General features: G+C 56.1%; 34 protein-coding genes, 2 tRNA genes and 1 pseudogene. 18 read left to right on the top strand and 19 right to left on the bottom strand.

Annotated elements, in window-relative coordinates:
* The first annotated feature begins 37 nt into the window (after positions 1-37).
* Together AC07VU_RS25500 and AC07VU_RS25495 are read left to right on the top strand one after the other, a co-directional pair.
* Positions 38-1,171, top strand: a complete 1,134-nt coding sequence (locus tag AC07VU_RS25500) for an MFS transporter (protein WP_495030736.1) — start codon at positions 38-40, stop codon at positions 1,169-1,171.
* A 268-nt stretch (positions 1,172-1,439) separates the two neighbouring features.
* Positions 1,440-1,513: transfer RNA gene (locus AC07VU_RS25495), tRNA-Cys, on the top strand.
* 100 nt (positions 1,514-1,613) lie between these two features.
* Here AC07VU_RS25495 and AC07VU_RS25490 read toward each other — a convergent pair.
* Positions 1,614-1,988: a site-specific integrase gene (locus tag AC07VU_RS25490; protein WP_311198383.1), complete on the bottom strand. Its 375-nt coding sequence runs from the start codon at positions 1,986-1,988 to the stop codon at positions 1,614-1,616.
* A 227-nt stretch (positions 1,989-2,215) separates the two neighbouring features.
* On the opposite strand from AC07VU_RS25490, the gene AC07VU_RS25485 reads away from it, so the two are divergent.
* Both AC07VU_RS25485 and AC07VU_RS25480 read left to right on the top strand, forming a co-directional pair.
* Positions 2,216-2,563: a hypothetical protein gene (locus AC07VU_RS25485; RefSeq protein WP_422121735.1), complete on the top strand. Its 348-nt coding sequence runs from the start codon at positions 2,216-2,218 to the stop codon at positions 2,561-2,563.
* Positions 2,564-2,714: 151 nt separating this feature from the next.
* Entirely contained in the window at positions 2,715-3,509 is a 795-nt protein-coding gene (locus AC07VU_RS25480; protein WP_277589011.1) for a DNA adenine methylase, read from the top strand.
* Positions 3,510-3,873: 364 nt separating this feature from the next.
* Here AC07VU_RS25480 and AC07VU_RS25475 read toward each other — a convergent pair whose 3' ends face one another.
* From AC07VU_RS25475 to AC07VU_RS25440, 8 genes are all read right to left on the bottom strand, one after another.
* On the bottom strand, positions 3,874-4,425 hold the full coding sequence (locus AC07VU_RS25475; protein WP_277589010.1) for a hypothetical protein: 552 nt from the start codon (positions 4,423-4,425) through the stop codon (positions 3,874-3,876).
* A gap of 186 nt (positions 4,426-4,611) precedes the next feature.
* Positions 4,612-4,848 carry a hypothetical protein gene (locus tag AC07VU_RS25470; RefSeq protein WP_124313773.1) on the bottom strand — a complete coding sequence of 79 codons (237 nt, stop codon included), beginning with the start codon at positions 4,846-4,848 and terminating at the stop codon, positions 4,612-4,614.
* Positions 4,849-4,882: 34 nt separating this feature from the next.
* On the bottom strand, positions 4,883-5,251 hold the full coding sequence (locus tag AC07VU_RS25465) for a DUF7079 family protein (RefSeq protein ID WP_041983247.1): 369 nt from the start codon (positions 5,249-5,251) through the stop codon (positions 4,883-4,885).
* Positions 5,236-6,018, bottom strand: a complete 783-nt coding sequence (locus tag AC07VU_RS25460; RefSeq protein ID WP_124313772.1) for a hypothetical protein — start codon at positions 6,016-6,018, stop codon at positions 5,236-5,238. The genes AC07VU_RS25465 and AC07VU_RS25460 overlap by 16 nt, the downstream gene beginning before the upstream one ends.
* A 10-nt stretch (positions 6,019-6,028) precedes the next feature.
* Complete coding sequence (locus tag AC07VU_RS25455; RefSeq protein WP_277589009.1) at positions 6,029-6,574, bottom strand: PAAR domain-containing protein; 546 nt, start codon at positions 6,572-6,574, stop codon at positions 6,029-6,031.
* A 407-nt stretch (positions 6,575-6,981) separates the two neighbouring features.
* The gene (locus tag AC07VU_RS25450; protein WP_495030735.1) at positions 6,982-7,182 is read right to left on the bottom strand and encodes a DUF8610 domain-containing protein; all 201 of its coding nucleotides are present in this window, start codon (positions 7,180-7,182) and stop codon (positions 6,982-6,984) included.
* 29 nt (positions 7,183-7,211) lie between these two features.
* On the bottom strand, positions 7,212-8,042 hold the full coding sequence (locus AC07VU_RS25445; protein ID WP_495030696.1) for a DUF8611 domain-containing protein: 831 nt from the start codon (positions 8,040-8,042) through the stop codon (positions 7,212-7,214).
* A 355-nt stretch (positions 8,043-8,397) separates the two neighbouring features.
* Positions 8,398-8,748, bottom strand: a complete 351-nt coding sequence (locus AC07VU_RS25440) for a hypothetical protein (protein ID WP_124313769.1) — start codon at positions 8,746-8,748, stop codon at positions 8,398-8,400.
* 1,341 nt (positions 8,749-10,089) lie between these two features.
* Here AC07VU_RS25440 and AC07VU_RS25435 point away from each other — a divergent pair.
* The 6 genes and pseudogenes from AC07VU_RS25435 to AC07VU_RS25410 form a co-directional block, all read left to right on the top strand.
* Entirely contained in the window at positions 10,090-11,667 is a 1,578-nt protein-coding gene (locus AC07VU_RS25435) for an ORC-CDC6 family AAA ATPase (protein ID WP_124313768.1), read from the top strand.
* Positions 11,668-12,136: 469 nt separating this feature from the next.
* Positions 12,137-12,358, top strand: a complete 222-nt coding sequence (locus tag AC07VU_RS25430; RefSeq protein WP_009044248.1) for a hypothetical protein — start codon at positions 12,137-12,139, stop codon at positions 12,356-12,358.
* A 329-nt stretch (positions 12,359-12,687) separates the two neighbouring features.
* Positions 12,688-12,774 (top strand) — tRNA-Leu (locus AC07VU_RS25425).
* Between the two features lie 215 nt (positions 12,775-12,989).
* On the top strand, positions 12,990-13,226 hold the full coding sequence (locus AC07VU_RS25420) for a YceK/YidQ family lipoprotein (protein ID WP_053261516.1): 237 nt from the start codon (positions 12,990-12,992) through the stop codon (positions 13,224-13,226).
* Positions 13,227-13,415: 189 nt separating this feature from the next.
* Positions 13,416-13,565, top strand: a complete 150-nt coding sequence (locus AC07VU_RS25415) for a hypothetical protein (RefSeq protein WP_164487464.1) — start codon at positions 13,416-13,418, stop codon at positions 13,563-13,565.
* Between the two features lie 179 nt (positions 13,566-13,744).
* Positions 13,745-13,906 (top strand): annotated as a pseudogene (locus AC07VU_RS25410) (DUF1993 family protein); the annotation flags it as partial.
* A gap of 51 nt (positions 13,907-13,957) precedes the next feature.
* Here the strand turns inward: AC07VU_RS25410 and AC07VU_RS25405 are convergent.
* Complete coding sequence (locus AC07VU_RS25405) at positions 13,958-14,350, bottom strand: hypothetical protein (RefSeq protein WP_274303507.1); 393 nt, start codon at positions 14,348-14,350, stop codon at positions 13,958-13,960.
* 336 nt (positions 14,351-14,686) lie between these two features.
* Here AC07VU_RS25405 and AC07VU_RS25400 point away from each other — a divergent pair, with 336 nt between their 5' ends.
* Together AC07VU_RS25400 and AC07VU_RS25395 are read left to right on the top strand one after the other, a co-directional pair.
* Positions 14,687-14,884, top strand: a complete 198-nt coding sequence (locus tag AC07VU_RS25400; protein ID WP_274303505.1) for a hypothetical protein — start codon at positions 14,687-14,689, stop codon at positions 14,882-14,884.
* Positions 14,885-14,953: 69 nt separating this feature from the next.
* On the top strand, positions 14,954-15,340 hold the full coding sequence (locus AC07VU_RS25395) for a YfeK family protein (RefSeq protein WP_495030695.1): 387 nt from the start codon (positions 14,954-14,956) through the stop codon (positions 15,338-15,340).
* A 104-nt stretch (positions 15,341-15,444) separates the two neighbouring features.
* Here AC07VU_RS25395 and AC07VU_RS25390 read toward each other — a convergent pair whose 3' ends face one another.
* Together AC07VU_RS25390 and AC07VU_RS25385 are read right to left on the bottom strand one after the other, a co-directional pair.
* Positions 15,445-15,873 (bottom strand): N-acetyltransferase, encoded by a 429-nt coding sequence (locus tag AC07VU_RS25390; RefSeq protein ID WP_274303501.1) that lies wholly within the window; start codon positions 15,871-15,873, stop codon positions 15,445-15,447.
* Between the two features lie 170 nt (positions 15,874-16,043).
* Positions 16,044-16,373 (bottom strand): hypothetical protein, encoded by a 330-nt coding sequence (locus AC07VU_RS25385; RefSeq protein WP_150051761.1) that lies wholly within the window; start codon positions 16,371-16,373, stop codon positions 16,044-16,046.
* A 344-nt stretch (positions 16,374-16,717) separates the two neighbouring features.
* On the opposite strand from AC07VU_RS25385, the gene AC07VU_RS25380 reads away from it, so the two are divergent.
* Positions 16,718-17,125 carry a hypothetical protein gene (locus tag AC07VU_RS25380; RefSeq protein ID WP_274303499.1) on the top strand — a complete coding sequence of 136 codons (408 nt, stop codon included), beginning with the start codon at positions 16,718-16,720 and terminating at the stop codon, positions 17,123-17,125.
* Between the two features lie 72 nt (positions 17,126-17,197).
* Here the strand turns inward: AC07VU_RS25380 and AC07VU_RS25375 are convergent, their stop codons facing one another.
* Together AC07VU_RS25375 and AC07VU_RS25370 are read right to left on the bottom strand one after the other, a co-directional pair.
* Positions 17,198-17,371 carry a hypothetical protein gene (locus AC07VU_RS25375; RefSeq protein ID WP_495030694.1) on the bottom strand — a complete coding sequence of 58 codons (174 nt, stop codon included), beginning with the start codon at positions 17,369-17,371 and terminating at the stop codon, positions 17,198-17,200.
* A 241-nt stretch (positions 17,372-17,612) separates the two neighbouring features.
* Positions 17,613-18,074, bottom strand: coding sequence for a hypothetical protein (locus tag AC07VU_RS25370; RefSeq protein WP_009044241.1), 462 nt, complete (start codon positions 18,072-18,074; stop codon positions 17,613-17,615).
* 115 nt (positions 18,075-18,189) lie between these two features.
* Here AC07VU_RS25370 and AC07VU_RS25365 point away from each other — a divergent pair, with 115 nt between their 5' ends.
* Together AC07VU_RS25365 and AC07VU_RS25360 are read left to right on the top strand one after the other, a co-directional pair.
* Positions 18,190-18,633 carry an anti-virulence regulator CigR family protein gene (locus AC07VU_RS25365; RefSeq protein WP_007921700.1) on the top strand — a complete coding sequence of 148 codons (444 nt, stop codon included), beginning with the start codon at positions 18,190-18,192 and terminating at the stop codon, positions 18,631-18,633.
* Positions 18,634-19,049: 416 nt separating this feature from the next.
* Positions 19,050-19,562 carry a fimbrial protein gene (locus AC07VU_RS25360; RefSeq protein ID WP_495030693.1) on the top strand — a complete coding sequence of 171 codons (513 nt, stop codon included), beginning with the start codon at positions 19,050-19,052 and terminating at the stop codon, positions 19,560-19,562.
* A 479-nt stretch (positions 19,563-20,041) separates the two neighbouring features.
* On the opposite strand, the gene osmE is transcribed toward AC07VU_RS25360, so the two are convergent.
* A complete protein-coding gene (gene osmE / locus AC07VU_RS25355) occupies positions 20,042-20,401 on the bottom strand; it encodes an osmotically-inducible lipoprotein OsmE (protein ID WP_495030692.1) in 360 nt (119 codons plus the stop codon).
* Between the two features lie 411 nt (positions 20,402-20,812).
* Between osmE and AC07VU_RS25350 the strand changes: the two genes are divergently transcribed.
* A complete protein-coding gene (locus AC07VU_RS25350; RefSeq protein WP_007921703.1) occupies positions 20,813-21,016 on the top strand; it encodes a DUF6021 family protein in 204 nt (67 codons plus the stop codon).
* Between the two features lie 114 nt (positions 21,017-21,130).
* A complete protein-coding gene (locus AC07VU_RS25345; RefSeq protein ID WP_007921704.1) occupies positions 21,131-21,331 on the top strand; it encodes a hypothetical protein in 201 nt (66 codons plus the stop codon).
* 63 nt (positions 21,332-21,394) lie between these two features.
* Here AC07VU_RS25345 and AC07VU_RS25340 read toward each other — a convergent pair whose 3' ends face one another.
* On the bottom strand, positions 21,395-21,721 hold the full coding sequence (locus AC07VU_RS25340) for an isochorismate lyase (RefSeq protein ID WP_495030691.1): 327 nt from the start codon (positions 21,719-21,721) through the stop codon (positions 21,395-21,397).
* A gap of 210 nt (positions 21,722-21,931) precedes the next feature.
* On the opposite strand from AC07VU_RS25340, the gene AC07VU_RS25335 reads away from it, so the two are divergent.
* Positions 21,932-22,252: a YbjQ family protein gene (locus tag AC07VU_RS25335; RefSeq protein WP_007921708.1), complete on the top strand. Its 321-nt coding sequence runs from the start codon at positions 21,932-21,934 to the stop codon at positions 22,250-22,252.
* A 242-nt stretch (positions 22,253-22,494) separates the two neighbouring features.
* On the opposite strand, the gene AC07VU_RS25330 is transcribed toward AC07VU_RS25335, so the two are convergent.
* From AC07VU_RS25330 to modC, 3 genes are all read right to left on the bottom strand, one after another.
* Positions 22,495-22,704, bottom strand: coding sequence for a hypothetical protein (locus tag AC07VU_RS25330; RefSeq protein ID WP_053261509.1), 210 nt, complete (start codon positions 22,702-22,704; stop codon positions 22,495-22,497).
* A gap of 70 nt (positions 22,705-22,774) precedes the next feature.
* The gene (locus AC07VU_RS25325; RefSeq protein WP_274303481.1) at positions 22,775-24,415 is read right to left on the bottom strand and encodes an ABC-F family ATP-binding cassette domain-containing protein; all 1,641 of its coding nucleotides are present in this window, start codon (positions 24,413-24,415) and stop codon (positions 22,775-22,777) included.
* Between the two features lie 210 nt (positions 24,416-24,625).
* Positions 24,626-25,714: a molybdenum ABC transporter ATP-binding protein gene (modC, locus tag AC07VU_RS25320; protein ID WP_274303480.1), complete on the bottom strand. Its 1,089-nt coding sequence runs from the start codon at positions 25,712-25,714 to the stop codon at positions 24,626-24,628.

The following is a 25,714-nucleotide window of genomic DNA, read 5'->3' as shown; positions in this document are numbered from 1 at the left end:
ACGGTTACCGGGCGTCTCCGGCATTGTTGTCCTGGGGCTGTTGCAGATCCTGGTCTGGGGCGGTTCGTTCTTCCTGATGGCGGTGATGGCCGGGCCGATCATCAAGGACACCGGCTGGGCCAGCCAGTGGGTGTATGGCGCGCTGTCCCTGAGCATCCTCGTCTCGGCGTTGCTGGCGCCCCTGACCAGCCGGCTGATCGCCCGGCATGGCGGGCGCGGGGTGCTGGCCAGCAGTGGCCTGGCGGTCGCCGCGGGTCTGGGTCTGATGGCCGCTTCGACAACACTGGCGATGTTCCTCCTGGCCTGGGTGGTGATCGGCCTGGGGATGGCGCTGGGTTTGTACGAAGCCTTGTTCGCCAGCCTGGGCGCGCTTTATGGCGAGCGGGCGGGCAGCGCGATCACCGGCATCACCTTGATTTCCGGGTTTGCCAGCACCCTGGCATGGCCACTGGTGGCGCTGCTGATCGAGCACATCGGTTGGCGCGCCACCTGCCAGGTGTATGCCGTGCTGCTGGCGCTGACCGTGGCACCGCTGTACCTGTGGGCATTGCCGCGCGGGCGCGGGTCCCTGGCGAAACAGCAAACCGCCGTTGCCGCCGTGGTCGCGATCGACCGGCGTATTTATGGGCTGCTGACCACGATCTTCGCCCTGGGCGCGGTGATCATGACGGCGATCTCCGTGCAACTGGTTTCTCTGCTGCAGGGCCTGGGGTACTCCCTGGCCGCGGCCATTGGTTTTGGTGCGTTGTTGGGGCCCAGCCAGGTAGGCTCGCGGGTGCTGCAAGTATTCGCGCGCAAGCGGCACCCGGTGTGGACTGCCTTGATCTCCGTCACCCTGGTGGCCATGGGGCTGCTGCTGGTGGCGCTGGCGCCTGGCACTACGGCGCTCGGCCTGGTGCTTTACGGCGCCGGCAATGGCCTGCGCGCCATCGTCCGCGGCCTGCTGCCGCTGGCCCTGATGTCACCGGCGGACTATGTCCTGCTGATGGGGCGCATGTCACGGCCATCGCTGATCGGCCAGGCCCTGACGCCGCTGGCCGGCGGCTTCCTGTTGCAAGCGCTGGGGGCGGGCGGGGTGCTGGCAACACTCTGCTCGCTGGCGCTGCTGAATGTGCTGTTGGTGGGGTGGTTGATCAGGCTGGTATCACGCGCTCCGCAAAGACCGTCATGACAGTCCTGTTAGTCTGTCGATGCCCGCCACAGGATAAAAGAAGCAGGGAAGGGGGCTTGCGCCAGACACGACGGATGCCGGCGCCGGGCATTGAATTATTTTATTCCTGTTCTTGACATGCCCGGCGAACAAGTCCAGAATTGCGTCCATTCCTGATTCAGGAACGCGAAAAACCCCTTAGAATTCAAAGGGTTGGAAGCTAGATCAAGTTCAGGTTTCCAGCTTCGAGTTGTATGCCTTTGATGCGGTTGCAAAGCATCGAAAGTTTGGCCGAGTAGCAAAATGGTTATGCAGCGGATTGCAAATCCGCCTACGCCGGTTCGATTCCGACCTCGGCCTCCAAACTGAAAAGCCCGTAGATCAGCGATCTACGGGCTTTTTTATTGGCTGAAATTTACAATGTGTTCCGCATCTTTTGGCAAGTGTTCCGCAACCCCCCCCTCTATTTTGTCGGTTTGACGACTTCCCCGACACGGCGATAAACCCTCTTGGTGATCTCTTCGGAGGTATGCCCAAGCAGCTTGCTGGCATGCTCCAGAGCGATCTCGCTGGCTGCCTTTGGCCGGATATCCCTGAACTGAAATTGACGGATGCTGGCCGCGAGCGCGGTATCGCCCTCTGCCGTGGCCTTGATGGCTGCTTTCTCCCTGGCCTCGTCCCAGCGGTTGCGTAGCATTTGCTGGCTCATCCGCAGGCCTGAGGCGTTGGTGATCAGGATCGACGTCCGGATTCCGTTCATTGCTCGACGTTCCAGCAGGTTCTCAAGAAACGCCGCCAGATCAGATTGCTTGCCGGCGTCCTCAAGGAGAATGCGCAAGCGCTTCTACAAGCGTGCCGAGCAGGTGCTGATCTGATGGCTCTGAGCTGGAGGTGGGGCGTGCTGGCCCTGGTGTTCGGAGCGGCAGTAGGTGCTCGCGTTGCTTGGATGTGGCAGACCGATGAGCTTGCCAATCAGGCGATGGAGTATGAGCGGCAGCTCGCTGCGAAAGACCTGGCGCATGGGCGCGAGCGTGGGCCGCAGTAGCAGCGCTCGGGCAGACGGCGATGCACCAGGCGCAGCGACTCGATCTGGAGGATCGCCTGCAGGCTCAAGACAAAACACATTGGAAGGATATGAACGATGCTCAACAAGCCCAGGCTCGCTTGCGTGATCGGCTTGCTACTGCTGATCTGCGGCTGTCAGTCCTACTCGACGCCGGAACCGCTGCCGCCCAGGGTGGTGACAGTGGGATGCGAGCGCCCGCCGGCACCGGAGGCCTGGTGGATGGAGCCCTACGTACCCAGCTTGACCCAGCGCATGCTCGAAGAATTATCGCCATCACCGACGAAGGCGATCGGGGACTGATCGCGTTGAAGGCCTGCCAGGCCTACGTCCGCGAAGTCACCAAGTAGTAAAGAGGCGAGCCGGGTGGATGCGCCAACATCCAGCCCGGCCCGCCGAACCCGCAGACCCTTCCTGCAAATCCAGCCGCGGCCTCTGCCTTGTGCACAAAGCGCGGCGAGCCTGTCACCTGTTTATCCATACAGTAAAGGCTTGCAAACAATGACCACTCCTATCATCCCCTGGATGGGCGGCAAGCGCCGCCTGGCCGACCGCTTGATCCCTCTCTTTCCCCCTCACGAATGCTATGTCGAAGTCTTCGCCGGCGGTGCCGCGTTGTACTTCATGCGCCCCCAGCCAGCCCCGGTGGAGGTGCTCAACGACCTCAACGGCGACCTGGTGACGCTGTACCGGGTGGTGCAGAACCATCTGGAAGAGTTCGTCCGTCAGTTCAAATGGGCGCTCAGCTCCCGCCAGATCTTCGAGTGGCAGAAGATGACCCGCCCCGAGACGCTGACCGATATCCAGCGTGCCGCCCGGTTCTTCTACCTGCAGCAACACGCGTTTGGTGGCAAGGTCACCGGCCAGACGTTCGGCACTGCCACCACGGGGCCGGCCATCAACCTATTGCGCATCGAGGAGAACCTCTCGACGGCCTGGCAGCGCCTCGCCGGTACTTACGTCGAGAACTTGTCCTGGCTCGACTGCGCCGAGCGCTACGATCGAGCGCACACGTTCTTCTACATGGACCCACCATACTGGCAGACCGCCGGCTACGGGCTCGACTTCCCGTTCGAGGAGTACGAGCGCATGGCCGACTTCATGCTCCGTTGCAAAGGCAAGGTGATGGTCAGCATCAACGACCATCCTGACATCCGCCAGGTGTTTGATGGTTTTCATTTCCAGACGCTGGACATCCGCTACAGCAACACCAATCAGCGGCAGGCCAAGGCCGAAGTCACCGGGGAGCTGGTGATCATGAACTGGACTCCGGCGGTCCTGGGAGGGCTGTTCTGATGCTGCTTCCGGGGGACCTGATCAGCTTGCTATACGCTTTCAACAGAGCGTTACTGTGGCTACGCAAACAAAGTGAGTACCCCATGGAAACCGCCGACATGTACCTTCAGACAATCCCCGCCAGTATTCTCGCCGCAGTAGTGCGTGGGGAGGTTGACCTAAACGAATTAGCTTGGCGTGAGCTGACCTCACGGGGGATGAACTCGGAAGGGAAGTGGGTGGGGTTTCAAGAGGCCGAACGACTACAAGCGCTCTGAAGCAAAGGCCTCGGCATAGCCGGGGCCTTTGCTTCTTACTTTGAAATGAATCGGCGGATATGCGTTCATCAATGCTTTAAGTTTTCTATTCAGCCACTGCCCACCGCCTACTTGGTAGGGTTGAAAGAGACCTTCTTGGCGTTACCGCTCCAGTACTTGGCACTCATGCAGGCCGTCCAGAACAGTTCGATGGAGTCTTGCTCCCCGTGGAGCAAGCCTCGCAACTTCGCAAGGATCTCCGATAGGAGAATCGTTTCGCCATGGCGCAGTTTGACAATCCACGTCAACTCCGCTTTCGGCTCGTTCCAGTAACAAACACCGCAATCGCCGATGCCACGGTCTCCATCTAGCGCGAGGTTCTGGGTCAGGGTTTCGTAGGGATTGATGCCTAGGACGGGCTTCGAGTAGTTCAGGCGATGATGGTCATACCAGTCGTCGCGCTGCGCCTTGGTCCAGTAGATGACGACCTCGTCTCTGATCTGCGCCTTGATGTCATCAATGCCGCGATGATGATAGATATAGTCATCCGCGACTTCATCGGACATTGTGCTGCCAAACTGACCCAGTGTGATCATGCTGATCGGAAGATCCTTTGATGGAGGCAACTTCTGCGTCTCTTCGCCACCGTGTCCTCGGACATAAACTCTGTAGATTGTCATTGGGTAATCCTTTGGTTGAATAACTTCCTTGAACGAATGTTAGGTGTAGCACAGGCGCATCTTTTCGCAAGAAGCTGAGGAAGCAGAGAGTCGAATAAGAGGATGGCTACATGTCACCGGAAAAGCTCACTGTAGTGGTCATAAGGGGGGGCTGAGTTTTCTATTTCAACGAGCAGTTACTGTCTTTTATAGTTTCGCTCTTACAATTCGTCCCTGCTTAACCTCATTGGAATAGGCCGTCAACCGGTCTTCAATTTCCTGGTAGCTATTCGCCATTCTGAGCAATTCTCTTGCTTCGGTTTCGAGCCCAACCTCGGATAACCGAACTGCAACCTTGAAAAGATCGACACCGGACCACTTGAGAATAGCAGCTGCTTGTTTCAGGTCTCGGCGCAGCTCTTGATTCGGTTTGGTAAGGCCCATGTAGCCTCCTTATGATCTCTATCAATGCTTATATTTATTTTTCGGAGTCATAGTTTTTCATGATTTCTTTCCATATATAGCCATAGCTATAGCGAAGCCATGCAACTTTTAGCTTGTCAAAGGCTCGGCGTATCAAACTAGATTCTCGGGCCTTGAGTTCGTTTTCTATTTCATTTAATAGCCAGTCGTCCTTGAACCCAGTCCATATAGGAGGGACTGGTGTCTCAAGGTTGCTGAAGCATACAGGGGCGACTTCTGAGTACAGAATGTCTTCCACGATTTTTAAGTCATAGCCGCGAATGCGTTCTGCGATATGAGCGTAGTCGACGACGCTATCTACAAAAGTTTCAGCCAGGGCTATCTGGATACTCGCTTTCTCTTGCGGAGTCAGAATATGTCCCAATGCGAAAGCTCCTCCAGTTCATCATCGAAAGTATCGGCGATCACTCCGCCGGCTACACCTCCCGCGGCGCTTCCGATCAGTATGACGGCTATGGCGCACGCAGGGGCTGCGGGGCCGCAAATAGCAGAAACGCCTAGTCCGGCCAGAAACCCTCCTGCGGCACCAGCGCCTAAGATAGTCGCTTGACGGGCGCTCTCTTTGACCTTGTTGTCTGCTTCAAGAATTTCGTAAGTGGCCAGCGCTGCAGTCAGGATGATGCCAACCTTCCCCATGACGGACATGATCTTCGTGCCCGAGGTGAATTTGGCGTTGGCGCTTCCTGAGCGTTCTAGTGCTTTGTACAGAACTTCTTTCTGCTGCGCCTTTGAAAGTTGTTCGTAGTTTTGGCCGAATTGAGTTTTCGACTTTTCGTTAAGAATATCTGTGTAGGTTTTGCCGGATTTTTTCTTTTTTTGTACGATGGCTAGGCCATGAGCGGAAGTGAATTTACGATGTTCAAACATAATTTTGTTGCGCATTTCATTACTAAATTTTGTACCCTCTTCAACGCTGATGTTTCCTGCTCGTACGTCGGCGAAAATTTGTTCAGACATGCGTTTAATATTGCGTTGATAGCTCGCGCGGACTCGTTCGTCTTTGATCGCATCTATAGAAAACCGTGTTGCGGCGCCCTCCATGCCAGCGACGGCCATTTCAAGAGGTGACTGCGTTAGCGTGTGTTCGCTTTTTACAATATAGCTACCGGTCACTAAGTTAGGTTCAGTCATGAGAAGATCCTTATTCCAATATTTCTTTCAATAGTCCGTCTATGCTTGATGTAGTGCAGGTATCTTCATGCTGAGCAAATTCCAACGTATGACAAAGCCTTCCGGTAGGGTTGGGGAATTTGACTGTATTGGTTGAGTCAAAAATTCCAGACATTGAGGAACCGTCGTCAAAATGTGCAGTGCACATAACTCCCGCATAGCTTTCAGATGCGGGAATAACGAAACCGATCCAGTTAGGAAGAATGTTCAGCGGCTCTGGAGGTATGAATGGTGCTGGCGTGTGGACGTCACCGATGATGATCGTACCGGAACCACCTATTATGATGCTGCCATGAGTACCGCCGGTATCGATAGTTGCAGCATTCTTGCCGTTGATGAATACCGTTGAGGCCAAACCAGTCGATAGGGTGCTGCCGCAGGTACAAACATCGTCTTGGCGTGCAGCAGGGAGCCCGTCGAAGAAAACGGTTGGGGAGCCTGTAGCTATTGGGTTGGTGCCATGTCCTGGGATCGGGCAACTGGTTGAGTCGGTTTGTCGTGCGGCTGGTTTCGCCATGATGACCTCCTGTCAAAAAACCTATGAAGATTCGACCTTAACAGACTGATTGACGGTATTGGAGCGTTTGAGGGTTTAGCGGCGGGAATGCTGGATGGTCAAAGATTTATATTGACCATCGATAGGCAACCTTGAGGTTATCCTGATAATCCATTCAGGGAGCAGGCCTGCGATCCCTAGTCGATCTCCGTCACCTGGGCAAGCCTTGCTGGATATGTGGAAAACGGGGCAGCGGTTAGGGCAAATTTAGGGCATAACTGGGGCCTAAATAGACCGCGACAGCCCACAGGTACTGATTTTCGACCTAGCAAATACAGGTCTATCGCGGCTTGCCGGGTTCTTCGGTCGGGTTCGAATCCCTAACCATGCCAGATCAAAAAATAGTTGCAATGATTGATAACTGCTCACTACGGTGCAACCTTCCTCGCATTTCTGTTTACCCAAGCGACGTGCAATGTTTCCGGTGTGTTGCTCGCGTGGAGGAGGCGTAGCGCGTTATCGGAGTATCGTGGATGTCGTTGACTGCCGAACTCAAAAATCATCATATTGGCGGCGTCTTCATCTATCTCAAGATAATCTCTAAGAGCTTTACAGCGCGGAGGGGTAATACTTAATTTTTCAGATAGTTGTTGAGGACTTAAGTGATATTTTTTTGAAGATCGACTTCCCGTATTGCCCCTGCCGCTCCTGGATCGTCGCCTGATATAAAACGAACAGGTGCTCCCTCTTTCTTGCTGAAATGGACTTTGACGGTTAGTCCCTCACCCGTTACGTCGCTCGCGAGAGTCATCAACCTTGGAAAAACCTCAGAGACCTCTGTGCGATTTTTTATTGCTCGCTCAATACGATCTATGTCCCGCTCTGACACAGCGATTTGCTCGGTGACATGTCCCTCCATTGCAAGTAGGGTTCTGATTCTTCCCCGAGCTTCGTCGTGTGCTCTTTTATTAGGAGCAAGAAGTTCTGCAATTTGCGTGTATTCGTTATCGATCAACAGTTCAAACTCTCTCAGCGGTGTGGTCGAAAGAGGTAGAACTCTCAAAGGGAGATTACCGGCAAGAGAATCTCCGAAGTGCAGCTTTAGAAGTTCGTCAATGGTCGTGATCAACGCTCGAGCATTTAGATATAGTACTTCTTCAGACACCACAATCATCCAGTGCTGGGCTGCATCCCGCATTGCATCAATAGTTCTAATTGTTCCTGCTTGGGAAGCGTTCATATATCCACTGGCTGTCGCCACATTCAGGGCTCTCTCCAGCCCGATAGAGATGCCTTTTTCTTTGTCAAAAACTGGTTGAGATTTCTGAATCAGCAACGCCTTAATGAGCATCTCACTGCAGTGCTGCATGTGCAGAAGCACGGACTCGGTACGACCTTGGTCGTCGTGGCTATTGAATACCTCTAAGCCCCGGCGTAACGATGCAATGCCCTTGCTTTTGAGTGTCCGCGCTTCTCGCTTAAGCTTCATGGTTTTTTCCCTTTAGCTTTGCTAAGGCCCAAGCATAGCAGCGGGAACGCGAGAGACAGTCGATTGATGCCGTTTGCTTGAAAGTTGCTACAGAGCGAAGGCGAAAGAGCTGATTAGTCAGAGAGCACGGGGTCGTCAGCGCTTATTGCACCCAATCCATCATGAGGGGCACGGAAAATCGGCGGGAGGGTTCGGACTGGGCGGGGGGGCTCAAGGGGATGGAGTGTCTGTCGCTTTGAGTGCAGCCGGCGGGGGGTATGGTGCGCTGAGTTTATCAGGAAAGGTGCCAGGCGTTTTGGGGCTTGGATCAGGGGGCTGTAAATAAAACAGTCCCCCCTTTTCGATTTATTCCGTATTAAACGGGAGTGAACGTTACCGTCGCACTTCCAGAGTTATCGTGGACACTGTAATGATCTACGATAAAAACATAAACTGGCTTGTTACCGTCAACTTTAATTGTCGTTCCTTCCGACGTGTTAACCGTAGAGTACCATTTTTCACAGCTTCCATCCTTGTGCGAGGTCGTATTGAAAAGAATGACCTGATGTATATAAAGGTTCGGCCTAAATTGCATTGTATCTTCCGATAGCGTGACTGCGTACTGACCGGCTGCCAAATTTACAGGTATTGCCCCGCTGCCGCTTTCTGAAAGATTCGTCAGATTTATTGCCGAAAGCGCATTTATCGTAATTTTGGTATTAGACATGTCGTTGACTTCCTTGTTCGACCGAAGTTGGTCAAAATTACTATAGTCAGGTTTCTATTTTTTGGAAATTTCGTTTCTTCAATTTTTTCGATCATTTCCTAGAGCCCTTCGTAGGATAGCAGGCCCCACCAGTGCTGGCCGTACGCCCCGGCTTTTCAAAGCTCGCAACGACGGCTCAGAGGGAGGCGGGGTATCGGGGTGCAATTTAGGGTAAGCGGGAATCTGTAAGCGCCAGGATACGCCTAGCGCAATGGTCGAAATCACTGTTACAAAATATAAGAGGATTCGGTTGATAGTGAGGAAAGCGGGTAGGGCTAGCAATGTGATCGTGCGTACTCGCGGTGTTTACTAGCTTTAGACTAGTGATGTGCACGTATAGCTGTGGCTTTGATTGGTACAAAATTGGTACATGGGGCTTTTGGTTGGTCTGCGGTCCTTTATTCTTGAGGGCCTTAAGAAGAATGTGTCCAATCCATCATCGGATCGATTGAGCTGGCCGGCTCCTGGGCCGGGGTTGAGCTAGAAACTTGCAGAGCGGCGACTCTCATTGGGGGCTGAACCGCTAGAAGAGTTTACAAACCAGTTCCGCAATCAAAATTAGGGCCCTCGTAGGGCATGGGCTCCAGCCTTTTTAGAAAACGGTACTTGCGGAACGGATTCCTGATTAAGTGACTGAAAATATTGATATTTTATCTGGATTGCAAATCCGCCTACGCCGGTTCGATTCCGACCTCGGCCTCCAAACTGAAAAGCCCGTAGATCAATAATCTACGGGCTTTTTTATTGGCTGGAGGAAAGCATCATTTCCGTTCATGGTTATCGAGTCGGTTCTACGACTTCTCCAGCATTGTGATACTTCCGATTTGTGACCCTTTGGGCAAATATCCAAGCAGCCTGCTGACATATTCCAAGCAATCTCGCGGCTCTAATCCTAGCGGTTGAGCAGCATCTGCATCTCTGATCTGGCTCTAGGTCCTAACGTGGTTTCTCGCTTGATGTTCCAACTGCTAGGTTGGATTGTTTGTCGGCGTCCTCAAGGAGAATACTCAAGCGCTTCTATGTTTTGTCCTAGCCAATTTTCAGGTCAATTTCGTTTTGGAAGCTTTAAACGCATCGATAGGATGCTGGGCATGAAGTGGATCAGATTCATGGACCTCTTCAGCTTCTGTGTGGAATGGGTGTAAATAGCATCTCAGGTGTCAGCGTAGTAAGTCTGGGAGGGCCTGCTGTGCAGCAGGCTATATAGAATGCGTGAATTTTGGCCATAAATGTTGCTATCTACTATGAACGTCTATTGAGTTTTAGTAAGATCAGAAGATTGCTAAGTGAAAGGACGCGGAAATGGCATCTCCAATTAATACCGCAGTGATGAAGCTTAAGCTTCGTGCTGAGAGAAGTACTAGAGATCATCTTATACAGACATTTGTGGATGTGGATCCACTGCTTACACTTCTACAAACTGAGGATCATCAGATACTTTATGGGCGTCGGGGAACTGGAAAGACCCATGCTTTGGAATATTTAGCTAGTGATAGAGATGATGCTGGTGATCTTCCTCTATATTTGGATATGAGGCTTATAGGTTCCAGCGGAGGCTTATATTCTGATCCTAATATACCCTTGGCTGAGCGAGCGACAAGGTTGCTAGTCGATACTTTGCAAGCTGTACATGAGCAAATGCTAAATACAGTGGTGGAGCAAGATGATGTATTCGATGGCAGTATTGTTTTTCCTTTGCTAGATAATTACCTTGAGGCTGCATCTCAGGTAGTGGTGTCAGGGGTGGTTACCTCGGAAAGTGGGGCGCAAGGGAAAAGCACCCGCACGAAAGGAGCGGCGCTAACAGCTGGCATTAAAAAGATTCCAGAAGCACAGCTCAGTTTGAATATCGGAGACGCGCTTGAGGAGCAAGTCAATTATAAAAGGACTCAGACGGGGGGGGAAAAGCATCGAGTTCATTTTGGTACGCTAAATCGTTGTCTTCTAAGTCTCTGTAAAAGTTTGCAAGGTAAACGAGTTTGGGTGCTCTTGGATGAGTGGAGTGAGATTCCTTTGGATCTTCAGCCCTTTTTGGCTGACTTGATACGTCGTAGCTTGATGACTGTTCCATTAATTACGGTGAAAATCGGAGCTATCGAACAGCGTACCAATTTTAGGGTGGCAGATGGAGCGACTTCCTATATTGGTGTTGAAGTTGGCGCTGATATGACTGCTAATACCAATCTTGATGACTTTATGGTGTTTGATAATGATCAGGCAAAAGCAAGTGAGTTTTTTGAAAATCTTATTTATAAGCATCTGAAGTCAGAGCTGCCTGAGGGGTACTTGGATTCGACAAAACCTAGTCAGGATCTATTGCGCCGTATGTTTACTCAGAGCTCTAATACGTTCGGTGAGTTTGTGCGCGCCGCAGAGGGGGTTCCCCGAGACGCAATTAATATATTGATTATGTCTGCGCAGCTAGCTCTGGATGACCCAATATCTATTCCAAATATACGAGTTGCCGCAAAAAGGTGGTTCCAACAAGGAAAAGAGCAAGCGTTAAGAGACAGCAAAGCTACTGCGCTTCTACGTTGGATCATTGATGAAGTTATTGCGCATCGGCAGGCTAAAGCATTCTTGATGAGAAGCGATGCGAAGCATCCAATTATTGAAATGCTATTTGATGCAAGAATACTTCATATTGTAAAGAAAGGAGTTTCCAGTAATGAAACTCCGGGTGTGAGGTACGATGTGTATGGTATTGATTATGGTTGCTATGTGGATCTTATGAACACCGTTAAGGCGCCCAAAGGACTTTTTGAGGCGTCAAAATTAGAGGGTGAATCAGGTTTTGTTGATGTGCCAGCTACGGACTATAGATCTATTCGGCGTGCGATTTTGGATATTGAAAGATTTGAAGAGGCTCAGACAATTTAGGTTGTATCGTGAATAGAATTTGAGGTGGAGGAGTGAATAGTTGAATTGATTGGTTTATTAGCGGATTACAAATCCGCCTACGCCGGTTCGATTCCGACCTCGGCCTCCAAACTGAAAAGCCCGTAGATTAATGATCTACGGGCTTTTTTATTGACTACAAGAAAGCATCCTCAAGCCGTTCAGGTTTCTTCAGAATTGTCTTCGAGACATGCACGGCCGCTCTGGATAGAGTGGTCCCGCTTGCCCGGCCAGGTGTGTTTACGATGGATTGCTGAACGGCCAACAGCTGGTCAGGGTGGGCGCCTATTCAGGCTGAAGCAGCCGCAGGCCTGTTTCTTCGACTCTGCTGGCCCGTAGCTTTAGCCATCCCACGATCCCCAAGTCAGTTGGGTTACACCGTACGTCGTACACGACGAACCCATTGAGACATTGCGCCCTCTACCGAATACACATTCCTGGAGAGTCGGCCATGTACGATGACGCGAAAGTGCAGGCGTTTTCCGCCTTCCATGACTTGCTGACGAACCCTGAAGTCCGGATGGATGCGCAGGAGCAGTACGACGAACTGCTGCGGCTTGTCGACAACTTCAAGGCCAAGGGGATTATCGACGGGGAAGAGCGCAAGACTCTGATAGAGGTGGCGACGGTCGCTTATGCGCGCGCGGTGGAAGGCGTCGGGAGCGGCACCTAGGCGATCCGACTGCTCCGTCCATTCGGCTGCAAGTCTTTTAAAATCAGTTGGTTACGATGTTTTCACTGTGCTAACCTGCCGGCCTGTTTTTATCAGTGGCATGCAGTCTTCGTTTGCGCCGGTTCGACTTCGGCCGTAGCCCCCACCGATAGAAACAGCTCTGTAGATCTATGATTTACGGAGCTTTTTGTTTATGGGCAGGCTCGATACTCAGTCTCGAATTTGACGCCAACGAACTTGCTTCAGAGGGAGGGGATGTATATATTTCACCCCCTTGCCGCAAGGCGCTGAAACGGCTCAAGCCTTTCAGACTGCAACACCGCGCTACCGCCCGAATGGCGAAACTGGTAGACGCATGGGACTTAAAATCCCCCGCTCGTAAGGGCGTGCCGGTTCGATTCCGGCTTCGGGCACCATCTATTTCAAGGGTTTGCTGGCGAAAGCTGATGCAAACCCTTGTTCGTTTCCGGTCCGCACATTCAAATCCGGCCTGCGATTTACGCGGTTGGAGAGGCTTTCTTGCCTTTCTGCTGGCGGATGTATTTCTCTGTCATTGCCATTGGGCAAAAGTCACTGGCGTATTGCAGAGACGTCTACGCAGCTCTGCAGATGGATGTAATAAGGACATTAGGTGTTTCGGAAAGTGATTCTGTTGGTGTTGGTCAATTGCCTGAGCGGCTGCGCCGCGGTGGCGATGCGGATGGACTATGACCACCCTTGCCCCTACAAGGGCGTGCGCCTGGACTGGTGGTTGGTAGGCACCTCCCATGGAAAGCTGATTCCCTTTTTACTGATCGATGCGCCGTTTTCCTTGGTGGTCGATACGGTGTTTTTTCCATTCGAGTATCAGTACAGCTGCTATGACTAATCTGTTTCTGGCTTTTGTCTGCAAAGCGGGAGCCCTGCGCAATTTGTCGATGGCCTGGGGTGATGCGTATTCGCCATTAGCACACCAGCCCTAATCGTCTGCTGCCGAGGCCGGGCATATAGTGCGGATGACCATCCTCGTCGGGGTGGCTCTCACAAGAAAGTGCCGATACGAAAAAGGAGATTCACCATGTCATTCAAGAAAATCGTCTACTCCTGCGCAGTGGTTTTGGCCCTCACCGCCTCGAACGCCCACGCATTCGCCAGAGACTGTAACGACTCGCTGTGGAAGTTCAGCGGTATCGAAGCACTGACCTGCATCTTCTCGGGCCAATGGTAATCCGCCGCTTCCCGGGTTGAAGCTGTCCCAACGACAAGGCTGACTGTGAATGGCCGCTCAATCCGGTCAGCCTTGTTGTTTTTCCATTCCTGCGCATTCATCGCGCGGTTCTCAATCCTCCATCCGGCCATTGGTCAATATTTGCCGGTTGCGCAGGGGACGGTTCTGCTGGCTGGCAAAACGCAGCAGTCTGTATGACTGGTAATGAGTACGCGGTGAACTGGGTGACACCACAGTTCTACTTTCACCTCGTCACGGCCTACAACATCCTGCGACATAACGGCGTGCCACTCGGTAAAGCCGACTATGTGCAGCACATGTTCGCCTACTTGCGGCAGTAAGCGACTGTCTGATTTCCCAGACGGACTAAAAGAAAAGTGCTGAACCGGGCGTCAAGGCTCGGTTTTATCGCGTTTGTCAGGAGGGTTTTTTCTATTGAAACGTGCCGAGATGTCTTGGTAGGTCTCGTTATCGGTTGCAGCGAGCAGTGTCTGGCCATCCTTCAAGGTGGCCAGAAATGTCACTTCGGTATTGTGACCCGCCAGAAGATAGCCGGCGACGGCTCCGACCGGCCCAAGAAACATGGCACCCACCACTCCAAGGCCTATGGCGCTCTTTATATTCTTGTTCGAATCGGTATTTTCGACGATGAGTTCCTTGAACTCGGAGACGAGAAAGCTTTTCCCCATTAGCGGTTTATTGGGGGTCTTGAGCGTGATGGTTCCGCGCAGATACTCCGCGTCACCCTGGGGGAAGTCACCGGCCAGCACTATGATCTTTGCCATCTGGAAAGGCCCCAAGGCGATCATTTTTAGGGGGCCATTGCGCGCCTTAAGGAATAGAGCGTCAACGCTGCGACGACGACTGGCGGCACCATTGGTCTATGGCAGGGTGAAAACACCGCCAGACCTGGGCATGGACAGTCATGCGCGGCAGCTTAGGGCTGCGCTTGAGCGGCGTGGCTTTCCAGGCCCGGATGCGCCAGGTATCGATAAAAAGAAGATATTGAGTACCGATATGCTCAAGCGCTGGCCGGATGAGTTGGGACGGGCGCAGAACAGGGGATACACTTGCCGCCGAGCCTCTGGTGGGCTGGACGGATGAACCAAGGAAGAGCTTCAGTGATAACTATTCAAAACGCGGCACCCAGACTGTCTTATGCAGAACTTGCCAAGAGGGTTGAGCAAAAGAGGGCGGTAGAGCAGGTCAATCTGCTTGAAGCCAAATTGAACCCAGCCTTCCTGGCCAAACTTGAGGCCGCGACAGAAAACGCGGATATGAAGCAGGAAGTTCAGCCGACTTTCCCTATCGAAGTTTGACCGACCTGGTGCCGGGTGATACTCGGCCAGATCCGACAATATTGCTCAGTTTCAAGACAAGGACGAAGGATGCGAATTTTTACCGGTGAACGGGCTCGATGGCTGATGGCGGCTGGTTTGGGGGTCTTGGCAATGGCGAGTAACGCGCAGGCGCAAACGACGCCTCAGGCAGCCCGGGAGATAAAGGGCTTGCTGGACTTTGTCGAGCACAGCCAGTGCCAGTTCGTGCGTAATGGCACCGAGTATCCAGCCCCCCAGGCACGACAGCACCTGGAGAAAAAACTGAATTACCTCGAGGGCAAGAACATGGTGAGCAGCGCGGAGGACTTTATCGACCTCGCGGCCACTAAAAGCAGCATGAGTGGCAAGGCTTATGAGGTGCGCTGTCCTACGGGCTCGCAACCGGCAAGCAGCTGGTTAAAGGCAGAGTTGCAGAGGCAGCGTCAGCCTCATTGATTCAGTTTTTGGCCATGCAAAGCCCAGCTCGTACGCTGGGCTTTTGGATTTTTTGGAGGGCAATAAAAAGCCAGGGCTGGATATACCGTGACGGGCTACATGGATCAGAGCGGGGGGCTGCTCATAAGGTATTCCTGCTGCCCCGTTTGCTCATCCGTCTGCTCGTGGGTCACGACAAAGCCTTGTGCCAGGTAAAAGCCGCAGCTGGCCGTATTGTCCTTGTACACCGCCAGGCTCAACACGGGACGCTGTGCCCTGGCATGGGCGAGCAGTTGCTTGCCAATCCCCTTGGCCTGGAATTCAGGTGCAACAAAGAGGGCGGCCAACTGGTCGTCGTGCAGCGAATAGAAACCCCGCACTTTGGATTGTCGCTCGATGACATAGGTCTCTGACGCCGGGAGGTACAGGTTGCGCATGTTGTCGACTTGCGACTGCCAGAATGAGGCGTCGATAAAATTGTGGGCTTTCAGCGAAGCCTGCAGCCAGATGTCCAGCACGGCATCCATATCTTGCTGTTCAAATCTTCTGATCATTTCTCTTGCGCTTTTCCTGACAACGGGTTGCAGGCTAGAAGCAGGCGCTGGCCAGTTCAAGAGCCGACATATTAAAAGATGCAGGAGTGCGGCGGGGGAGGCGACCGACTGATCGAGGATCAGGCGGTCGCAGTCGGATATCAAGGCTCCACTGATTCAGTACGGATCAGTCAGGAGATGTGTGGGATTTCGTCGATGTACGCGATTCGTTCGCCGTTGTGGAAGATTTCTACAGCGGTGTAGAGCGTGGCGTTGGGCGGCAGCACCCGGGTGAACCTGACTTGCGTGCAGGTGATTGTCTGAATCCATTGCCCTGGTCTTTGGTACAGGTGCAGATCCAGCAGGAGTATTGCCGGGTTGATACCCTGCGGGACTCGTACCGTCAGATAGGCCTTGACCCCTGGGTTGGCAACTTCAACGTCTCCAACGACATGAAGCTCGTCCGGTTTGGGTGGCATGGTGTCCAGCCAGGCATGCCAGTTCGTGCAGTTCGTGATCATTTTTCCGTTCCTTGAGAAATGAAGCCCGAAGCTTGAGGTACTGCGGTTTCGCATGGCGCTTCGTGTGCCATCGAATCGAATGCCGGCTGCCCGATCCTCTCTATCCATATCCAAGAGCGGCGCTGAAGAGGTCGGATGAATACGACCGGAAGTCCATGGTTAAAGGTGTAGATGAGGAACGGGGCAGGGCACCCCGGTCTGGACGAGCGGTACCCATTGGCTGTGTCCGGACCGTCATTTTCCCCTGACTTTTGGCGCATATCGAACGTGATCTTTATTCGTTTGCGTGTCCTTATAGGCTGCTGAAGCACTGACGTTTTGCCGCGCTCACAAGGAGATTCCAGGTGATAGCAAAGCTGCTCGTGACGATCGGGATAATCTTCTACGCCGTTGTGGTACCGGTGCTGGAGATCAATCAGACCCATGTTTTCAACCCGGCCTGGGAGCCGCACGCCCGGTTGCATGAGGTCTGGCAGCTGTTCACCAATACGGCGATCGGCGCATTCAGCCTGTGGCTGGTGTGGTTGAAGGGCAATCTTCGCCTGTCCAGCCTGCTGACGGTGTTCGTCACGGGTGGCTTCTTGCTGGCTTACGGGCTTCGGCAGTCTTACGGTGGGTCGATGGTGCTCACCGATGGTTCGGAGAAGTTGATCCTGGGCGTCAACCTGGGGCTCTTTGCCTACGCCCTGGCGATCCTGCTGGCGGCGATCGCGGTTGCGATCGACCGGCGCCAACCAAGGGCGCGACTCTGAGCCAGAGCGGTTCTGTAGAAGCAAGAAGGCAGAAGCCCGGACATGGCCGGGCCTCGTTGGATGGGTGCCTGTTCAGCGCAAAGAATAGGGCTTGCCTTCACGCCCCGCGTTTTCTACCGACAACCTGCGTCTACGCCTTTGAACCCAGCTCCAGAGTGCGTGCACAGGATGAATGAACATCGCCAGCACGCACAGCAGCAGGACAATGAAGATGGACATCAGACCGAGACCTTCATGGGAAAACATCGTGGGTTACTCCTGTAGTTCACTTTGTCGGTCCCGCAAGGGTAGGCACTCAGGCGCTTCGCTTCATGAAGGTTACTTAAAGATAGTTTCATCTGTGCCCGAGCCATGAGGGCAGAAGAGGGTGCCGCCGGGCACAGGCAGGTACTAAAAAGCCCGGCGCTGGGCCGGGCTTTTCATGCGGGGCGATGCTGACCAACCGAGGGTGTTGAAACCGATTCAGCTGGAGAGCATGAGGCTGGGTCTATCGATCATTCTTGCTCGAGGAGACGCTGGCTTTGCCCAGGCCTTTCGAGTTGTGGTCCCCGGGCGTGGTGTCCGAGATCGCGGTGGCTTTTGACAGCCCGCGGGTATCTTTGGAGTGAGCCACGCCGGAAGTGGTCGAGCCATGGCCGTTGCTGTCATTACGAATGCTGCCGTAATGGTTGCCATTTTCTCCAAGATTGCGAACCGATTTGCCGGCTGGGTCGCTTTTCAGGCCGCCGTTATGGCCCTTGCTGCTGACCCCTCCCGAGTGACCACCTGCCTGGCCACCATGACCACCACTGTTACCACCGCCATGCCCCCCGCCGTTGCCACCGCCATTTCCGCCACCATGGCCGCCACCGTCCTTGGCATAAGCGGACGTCATGGGGAGCAGAGGAGCTGCAGCCAGCATCAGTACACAGGTCACGGCAGTCACGAGATTTTTTTTCTTTAAAAGCATGATCGCTTCCATAGATAAGGAGAGGTTTGCATGAACTAAGACGCAATCGGATGTCTATAGTTCGGGTGTCATGACGAATGGCACCACGGCTGGATTCATGCAGAGGATTGCAGAGATGACGACTCGTTCGGTTGTAGCTGTTTTAGCAAGCGCCGCGTTTTTATTCGGCTCGACTGCCTTGTATGCGGACCCAGGGAACGGCAAGGGCAACCCCCATGGCAATCAGGGCGGACATGGCAATAAAGGCAACAAATCCCAGGACTACAAGCAGGGCGGGAGGTATGACGGCCCTCAAGTCGATGTCGGCGGTGTTCGCGTGATCATTGGCGACAGTCGTGACTACTGGTCACCCGGGCCGGCCCTGCCGCCGGGCATCCAGAAAAACCTGGCCCGAGGCAAGCCACTGCCGCCGGGCATCGCGAAAAAACTCGATGGCCGGATGCTCGGCCGCCTACCGCACTATGACGGCTATGAGTGGCAACAGGCCGGCACTGATTTGATCCTGGTCGCCATCGCGACAGGCATCATCTACGAAGTCCTGCACGACGCCCTGGACTGATTCCGGGCCGGCCCACCAGCAAGCCCGGTGCAAGACCGGGCTTTTTGCCTGACATGCGGCGTCCGGCACTCCCCCAACATCCTGATGCTGGTTCGATTCCAGTGCCTCCTGTTTTTCGTTGGCTCAAGTACGGATAACCGCCTTGGCGGAGATTTTGCCGAGCCACCTCTTCAGCAACATTCCAGCGCGATCTGATAATTGAGTGGAGCGTTTCGGAAGTGTCCTAGGGACGCCGATTTGGCGCCGTTCTAAGGTTTCAGCGTTCGCCGTGTGCGCTTTTTTGACTGGCATCGACTATCGAGCCGGCTGCGTTTCGCCCATTGAAAAAGTGCATGGCGACAGGCAGGGAGAGCGGCCTGGGTGGCTGCTCCGGACTGAACCGATCGCATGTTTGCATTCAATTAAAGGAATAAATAATGCCCACTCAAAATGTTGGTAAGTTCTTTGATTTTCGCGCCAGGGTTACCGCACCCGCGTGGACGATCGATCCTGATAATGGCCTGGGGGCGAGTGGTATTCCAGGCGTCTCACGTCGGCGCTCCAGCGGCATGGAGCAGGTGGTCGAACTGGGTACATCGAGCCTTGATGTGCTTCAGGCGGGTGGCAGCCTTCCGCAGTTTTTCAGCGTCGAGCTGAACGAAGACAGGCTCAAGGGGGCGAGCAAGGTCCAGGTCTACTTTGATGGCATCACCAGCGATGGTGTGATCTTGATGAATGACTATGAAGAGGCTGGCTCCGCACGCAATGTGGGCGTTCAACTGCTGGACAGCGAGGGAAAAGTCGTGCTTCTGGGCCATGAAGGGCGTGCCGAATACCCGGTGGCACCGGGTTTCAGGCTGTCCTTCGCGGCAAGGTTGGTCAGCGCCAACGGGCCAGTGGAAGCCGGTGAGTTTTCCTCGTTTTCGGAGTGCGTGATCCTGTATGCCTGATGGCGGGCAAGCGGTTCACGCAGGCGTAGTCATGTGAAAATAAGGGCGGTGGCGCTTTTTTGCTGGCGCCAACAAGGTGACGAATCGGCCATTGCCAGAAAAAACATGTGGTTATTTAAGGGCTTAGAAAATATTTAGGGTAAAAATAACCTCAAAATATATTGTTACATGTTCTTCGGGACGTTAAGATAGCCCCGCGTTCACCTACCACGGTTTATGCATTTTTAGCCCCAAGTGTCCATCAGCTACTTGGGCTTTTTTTTGCCTGGAATTTGCCTTCAGCGAGCCTTCCCGCCACTCGATGCCACTTTGGCTCCTTCCTCAAGGGCCTCCTGCAAGGCAAAAAAAAGCCCGCGGGGAGCGGGCCAATAGTTGAATGAGCAGGGTGGAATCTACCCGCCTGGCGCTCGGCTCACAGTGAAAGAAATTTCATCTGGCCATGCCCACCCGCAATCGCCGCCAATTCTGGCCAGCGCTGCTTAATAGCCGCCACCCATGTCTTCCGTGCCGCTGCCTGGCGCCCTGGCTTTCTGCTGGGCGTGGCTCCATTCGGCGCAGGTGAGGAAGCTTTTGTGGTCGACTTTGCCATTGCCGTCGAAGCTGACATTGAACGGCTGGTTATGGCCGGCCTGGGTCAACACATAGTCGAAGCAGGTGCCGAGTTCCACGGTGCGAGGGGTGACGGCCACAGGTTCGCCGCCGATCTGCCGGACTTGTTCCTGGGTCATGCCGGTCTCGACCTTCGCCACCAGCGGCTGATTGCGGTAGACATGAGCGTCGCTGGTGCAGCCGGCGACGGCTGACAGCAGAACGGTCATGACGATAAGTGTTTTGTTCATGGCAGGGCTCCCGATGGTAAGCGTCATGAAGAGACGCCTGGGTGCATCAGTTGAAGTAAAGCCGAGCGACGAGGGCAGCGGGTCGTATTCGTATTCGTGAAAGACGGGACGCGGGGAGGGCGGATAGACAAAAAGCCCGCATGGGCGGGCTTTTTGCAGAGGGGGAGCTGATCCGTCAGCTGCAGCCAGTGTGCGCTTGCGCTATGCCCCTAGCAACGACAGGGCGACGAAACGCAGGCCTGGGTACGGGCTGATAACGCAGCTCATGATTCGGCTCCGGCAGACCTGCCAAAACGCCATAAGCACGGCAGAAAACGCTGTTTGATCGATTACCATTCGTCAGCTGTTTTGCACCCTGCATGAGAATGGCCCTCTCATTGAAAGACATTCCATCGTGGTCGGGAGGTATCCATGAGTACGAACAGGCCAACGGGCCCGCGTTCATCCGAGCACGCTTCCGGCAAGGACGAACTGGGCTTCGACCCTGACTCTCCGGATCTGGCCGATCCGCAGGTGGACCCGATAGGTCCGGCGAAAGCGCCCAGGGACAACAGGCCGGAGAAAGAACCCAAGTCCCGGGCGTATGACCCTCTGGGAAACCTGAAGCCCAAGTGAAAGACCGGCCGCGCGTTCCCGCCCCGTGGCGATGGATGGAACCCCCACCCGCGCGGACCGGGTGTAAGGTGTTCGCGACAACCTCGGCCGATCTCTACCGAAAGGGAGGCGATTATGAGCGTTCCAATGCTGAACAAGATGCACATGAACGGCTATGACGTGGTCAGCGTCAACAGCGGCCCCTGGCGGGTCTGCACCAAAGGCGACCGTCTTGGTTCCTTTGGCACCCGGGAGGAGGCCCTGGCCTACGCGGCAGCCTTGCCGGCCTACAAGGCGAAGGCCAAGAAGGCTGCGCGAGGGGCCAATACCCGATAACCCCATCCACGACCCTGCCCGGCAGCCTGGCTTGTTCCCTGGCTGTCGGGTTTTCTTTTGCCCTCAGGCCGGTGACTGGGCCTGGGCGGATTTCCAGCCCTTGAGCTCCTCTTCGATGAAGTGTTGCACCAGGTCGCTGTAGAGCTTTTCGATGGCGTCGGCGCTCAGGCCTTCGGCCTGGGCCCATTCCCGGCGTTGCAGGAGCATGGCGCGAAAGCGCTCGGGGGCGCGCACGGCGTTTTCCGAGGTCTTGAATTTCGACGCGGCCAAGACGTACCGGAAACGTTCGCCCAGCAGCTTGATGACAGCCTGGTCGAGGCGATCGATCTCGCGGCGGATATCCTCCATGCCTGCGCATTGTTCGGGGGCTCGCGACTGAATGACATCCATGTGAATACTCCAGGTGGGAAAGGATCAGCGGTTATCCGCTGGCGGATTTAATCACGGACAGGCTCGCCCTTGGCATCGCCTTGCAGGCCGCTGCGGCAACCGCGTCCGGCATGCTCTCCATCGCCACCCGCGGAGGGTCTGTTACCATCGCGTTTTTTTGCGACCCCGCCCGGGTTCAGGGCAGGGTCGCGCCGGTCAAAGGAGAATGCCGTGATTATCACTACCACCCACGCGATCGCGGGGCGAGAGATCGCCGAGTACCTGGATATCGTGAGCGCCGAGTCCGTGCAGGGGATCAACGTCGTGCGGGATGTCTTCGCCGGGATGCGCGATTTTTTCGGTGGGCGTTCCCAGACCCTGGAGCGGGCGCTGAAAGAAGCCCGGGTGCAGGCGACCGACGAGATCAAGGAGCGCGCCCGCGATCTGCGCGCGGATGCGGTGCTCGGCCTGGACTACGAGATCAGCATGCCCAGCGGCCGTGGCGGCATGGTGGTGGTGTTTGTCACCGGCACCGCTGTCAGGCTCAAGTAAGCGACGGCTACCCGCATCGCGCAGCCCCGCCCGTGTGCGGGGCTTTTTTATGCCTGGCATGCTCTGCCAGAGCGCCGCCCGGCCCTTGGCGATCGCCCATAAAAAAGACCCACCGGGGAGCGGTGGGCCAGTCGGGAGTCTTCAATAAGCGTGAGCCACTTTAGCGAAGCCTTGGCGGGTTCACAGTGAAAGAAATTTCATCATTGCCAGCGAGTGGCCGCAGCCCCCGGTTGTCCACGGTTTCAGGCGCGGCAGCTGGCGGCATTGAGCCGGCGGCACTCGCGCACGGCATCCTCTTCCAGGTCGTAGCCATCGCCGATGAAGCCGTCGGTGCGGGTGTCGGCGATGCGGTACCAGTGGGCGGCGATCGGCGCGCCGTGGGCGGCTTCCCCGGCGCGTCGCCCCTGGATGATGATCTTGTTGCAGCGCTTTACGACAAAAATGTCTTCCATGGCGCTTCCCTGGTTGATAGCTGCTCAGAGCAACTATAGAAGCAACTTTGAAATTCGTGCAAAAGCCTGTTCATTGGTTTTCCTCGTCCAGTCTCCAGCCGGCTGGCGTCCATTGCAGCCAGTGGCTGGGCGCCATGGCGGCGAGGAACTCGCGGTCGTGGGACACCACCAGCATCGCGCCGGGGAAATCGCGCAGGGCGCTTTCGAAGGCTTCCACCGATTCCAGGTCCAGGTGGTTGGTCGGCTCGTCCAGAAGCAATAGCTTGGCCGGTGTGTCGCGCCACAGGGCAATCGCCAGCGCGGCTTTGAGCCGTTCGCCACCGCTGAGCCGGCCACAGGGCTGGGTCACGCGCTGGGCGTCGAGTTGCAGCAAGGCCAGGCGGCTGCGCAGCAGGCCTTCCTGCAGTGGCCGGTCGAGGGCTCCCAGGTGGTCGAGGATCGAACGCTCGGGATCGAGCAGCGACAGGCGCTGGTCAAGGCAGGCGCTGGCCACCCGCACTTCGCATTGGCCGCTCAAGGGCTGGATCTCGCCGGCGAGCATCTTCAGCAGCGTGGACTTTCCGCAGCCGTTGGGCCCGCTGACTGCGATGCGCATGGGCCCGGTGACGGTCAGGTCGAGGTAGCTGGCAGCGGCCTCGGGCGGCAGCCAGGGCAGTTGTGCTCGGGTCAGGCAGAACACCTGTTGTCCCTGGGGCACCGCGGTGCCGGGCAGCGTCACCAGGGTTGGCGCCTGCGGCACCAGCCGCGCGTAGGCGTCGCGGACCTGCTGATCGAGGCTGTCCTTGTGGCCCTGCTGGCGGTTGCGTACATGGCCCATGATGTCCCGGGCGGCGCCCTTTATCTTCATCCGTTCAAAGCTGGCTATGTTGGCAGTGTCGGCATAACGTCGGGCGCCGGCGGCGTGGCGCTGGATAGTGTCATGCTCGCGCTGCAGGCGCTTTTGTTCGCGACTGCGTTCGGTTCGGGCGTGTTCCAGGGCGGCCCGCGCGGCGCCGTGCTCGGCTTCGCGCTGGGCGCGGAACGCCGCGTAGTTGCCGCCGTAGATTCGCGCGCCCTGGGGCGTGAGTTCGACGATGCGCTGCATCTGCGCCAACAACTGGCGGTCATGGCTGATCAGCAGCAGTCCGCCGCGCCACTGTTGAAGCTGCGTCAGCAGCCACTGGCGACCGGGCTCGTCGAGGTGGTTGCTCGGTTCGTCGAGTATCAGCAACTGGGCATCGCTGAGCAGGGCGCCGATCACCGCGATACGCGCGCGTTGCCCACCGCTGAGGCTGGCGGCCGGATCGTTGGGGCCGATCCTGTCGAGACCGGCCTCGTCCAGCAGGCGGCGCAGGCGTTCGCCAAGGTCCCAGCGCTCATCTGCCTGCGCCAGGTCGGCCATCGAGGCCTGGCCCGCGGCGAGGCGCCCGAGGGCGGCCAGGGCCTCAGCGATGCCGGCGACCTGGGCAACGCTCTGGCCCTCCTGCGCCAGATGTTCCTGGGCCACATAGGCCACGCGGGCGAAGCGCGTGACGCTGCCCGAGGACGGTGAAAGTTCGCCGGCGATCAGGCGCGCGAGCACGCTCTTGCCGGTGCCATTGCGCCCGACTATGCCGGTGGGCAAGGCATCGAATGTCAGGTCGAGCGAATCGAACAGGGTTTCGCCATGGGCGAACTGGAAGGTCAGCTGGTTCAGGGAAACCAGCGCAGGCAGCCGTGTGACGTGAGTCATCAGCACCTCCGGAAAATGTCGAAAAAGGCCAACAAGCGCTGCAAGGCGGCTTGTCGCGAATACATTTCTGGAAGGCTTAGTTGTTCACGTCGGCAATCGTCCGGTGACGGGGAAGGGCGGCTAGCCTAACGCGCGGGAGGACCGGATGACAACCTGCGGCGCGGCTATCGCGAGCCAGCTCGCGAGAAACGGTTGCGCCCGGCGCCCGGCTCAGGCGAGCACGGCCACCGCCTTGATCTGGGCCCAGAGTTGCTGGCCCGGGTGCAGCTCCAGCTGGTCGCGGGAATAGCGGGTGATCCGTGCCAGCAGCGGGTTGCCGGCGACGTCCAGGCGCACCAGGACATGCGCGGTGTTGTCGGCGGGGATTTCGCCGCTGACCGTCACCGGCAGGCGGTTGAGGATGCTGCTGTGCTCGCCCGCTTGCAGGCTGAGGCTGACGTCCCGCGCCTGGACCTTGAAGCGCAAGTGCTTGCCGATGGCCATCGGCGCATGGGCAACCCGCACCCGCAGCTGGCTGCCGGGCAGTTGCAGGGCGAGCAACTGGTAACCGGCGTCGTAGTGGCTGACCTGGCCTTCGATCACCACCCCGGCGTCGTCGCCCAGAGCCAGGGGCAGGTCGAGACGGGCCAGTGTTTCGCCGATCGGCCCACTGGCCAGGGCGCGGCCGTTTTCCAGCAGGACGATATGGTCGGCCAGGCGCGCCACTTCATCCTGGGAATGGCTGACGTACAGCACCGGGATTTCCAGCTCGTCATGCAGGCGTTCGAGGTACGGCAGGATCTCGCTTTTGCGTTTGCTGTCGAGGGCCGCCAAGGGTTCGTCCATCAGCAGCAGCCGCGGGCTGGTGAGCAGCGCGCGGGCAATGCCGACACGCTGGCGTTCGCCGCCGGACAGGTTGTGCGGGTGACGCTGCAGCAGATGGCCGATGCCCAGCAATTCGGTGGCCTGGGCCATGTCCACACGGCGCTGCGCGCGCGGGATGCGCTTGAGGCCGAACTCCAGGTTGGCCTGCACCGACAGGTGGGCGAACAGGCTGGCTTCCTGGAACACATAACCCAGGGAGCGTTTGTGCGGCGCCACGAACAGTTGGCGCTGGCTGTCCTGCCAGACTTCGTCGTTGATCCGCACCAGGCCCTGTTCGGCCTGTTCCAGGCCGGCGATGCAACGCAGGCAGGTGGTCTTGCCGGAGCCGGAGTGCCCGTACAACGCGGTGACGCCACGGCCTGGCAGCTGCAGGTCGAGGTCGAGGCTGAACTCTTTATAGGTGCGCTTGAGGCGCACATGGATCGATGCACTCAC

The organism is Pseudomonas sp. GW821-FHT02B10 (genome assembly GCF_059421865.1).
This window is presented reverse-complemented; position numbering and strand designations above follow the sequence as displayed.

Coding starts and splice junctions, on each gene's coding strand:
- AC07VU_RS25485 (WP_422121735.1), top strand. CDS start 2,216: ATGCACCAGGCGCAGCGACTCGATCTGGAGGATCGCCTGCAGGCTCAA.
- AC07VU_RS25365 (WP_007921700.1), top strand. CDS start 18,190: ATGACGACTCGTTCGGTTGTAGCTGTTTTAGCAAGCGCCGCGTTTTTA.
- AC07VU_RS25460 (WP_124313772.1), bottom strand. CDS start 6,018: ATGACTGAACCTAACTTAGTGACCGGTAGCTATATTGTAAAAAGCGAA.
- AC07VU_RS25435 (WP_124313768.1), top strand. CDS start 10,090: ATGGCATCTCCAATTAATACCGCAGTGATGAAGCTTAAGCTTCGTGCT.
- AC07VU_RS25480 (WP_277589011.1), top strand. CDS start 2,715: ATGACCACTCCTATCATCCCCTGGATGGGCGGCAAGCGCCGCCTGGCC.
- AC07VU_RS25395 (WP_495030695.1), top strand. CDS start 14,954: ATGCGAATTTTTACCGGTGAACGGGCTCGATGGCTGATGGCGGCTGGT.
- AC07VU_RS25340 (WP_495030691.1), bottom strand. CDS start 21,721: ATGGATGTCATTCAGTCGCGAGCCCCCGAACAATGCGCAGGCATGGAG.
- AC07VU_RS25375 (WP_495030694.1), bottom strand. CDS start 17,371: ATGTTTTCCCATGAAGGTCTCGGTCTGATGTCCATCTTCATTGTCCTG.
- AC07VU_RS25475 (WP_277589010.1), bottom strand. CDS start 4,425: ATGACAATCTACAGAGTTTATGTCCGAGGACACGGTGGCGAAGAGACG.
- AC07VU_RS25330 (WP_053261509.1), bottom strand. CDS start 22,704: ATGGAAGACATTTTTGTCGTAAAGCGCTGCAACAAGATCATCATCCAG.
- AC07VU_RS25415 (WP_164487464.1), top strand. CDS start 13,416: ATGTCATTCAAGAAAATCGTCTACTCCTGCGCAGTGGTTTTGGCCCTC.
- osmE (WP_495030692.1), bottom strand. CDS start 20,401: ATGAACAAAACACTTATCGTCATGACCGTTCTGCTGTCAGCCGTCGCC.
- AC07VU_RS25455 (WP_277589009.1), bottom strand. CDS start 6,574: ATGGCGAAACCAGCCGCACGACAAACCGACTCAACCAGTTGCCCGATC.
- AC07VU_RS25325 (WP_274303481.1), bottom strand. CDS start 24,415: ATGACTCACGTCACACGGCTGCCTGCGCTGGTTTCCCTGAACCAGCTG.
- AC07VU_RS25350 (WP_007921703.1), top strand. CDS start 20,813: ATGAGTACGAACAGGCCAACGGGCCCGCGTTCATCCGAGCACGCTTCC.
- AC07VU_RS25345 (WP_007921704.1), top strand. CDS start 21,131: ATGAGCGTTCCAATGCTGAACAAGATGCACATGAACGGCTATGACGTG.
- AC07VU_RS25370 (WP_009044241.1), bottom strand. CDS start 18,074: ATGCTTTTAAAGAAAAAAAATCTCGTGACTGCCGTGACCTGTGTACTG.
- AC07VU_RS25385 (WP_150051761.1), bottom strand. CDS start 16,373: ATGATCACGAACTGCACGAACTGGCATGCCTGGCTGGACACCATGCCA.
- AC07VU_RS25440 (WP_124313769.1), bottom strand. CDS start 8,748: ATGTCTAATACCAAAATTACGATAAATGCGCTTTCGGCAATAAATCTG.
- AC07VU_RS25360 (WP_495030693.1), top strand. CDS start 19,050: ATGCCCACTCAAAATGTTGGTAAGTTCTTTGATTTTCGCGCCAGGGTT.
- AC07VU_RS25405 (WP_274303507.1), bottom strand. CDS start 14,350: ATGGCAAAGATCATAGTGCTGGCCGGTGACTTCCCCCAGGGTGACGCG.
- AC07VU_RS25470 (WP_124313773.1), bottom strand. CDS start 4,848: ATGGGCCTTACCAAACCGAATCAAGAGCTGCGCCGAGACCTGAAACAA.
- AC07VU_RS25445 (WP_495030696.1), bottom strand. CDS start 8,042: ATGAAGCTTAAGCGAGAAGCGCGGACACTCAAAAGCAAGGGCATTGCA.
- AC07VU_RS25430 (WP_009044248.1), top strand. CDS start 12,137: ATGTACGATGACGCGAAAGTGCAGGCGTTTTCCGCCTTCCATGACTTG.
- AC07VU_RS25390 (WP_274303501.1), bottom strand. CDS start 15,873: ATGATCAGAAGATTTGAACAGCAAGATATGGATGCCGTGCTGGACATC.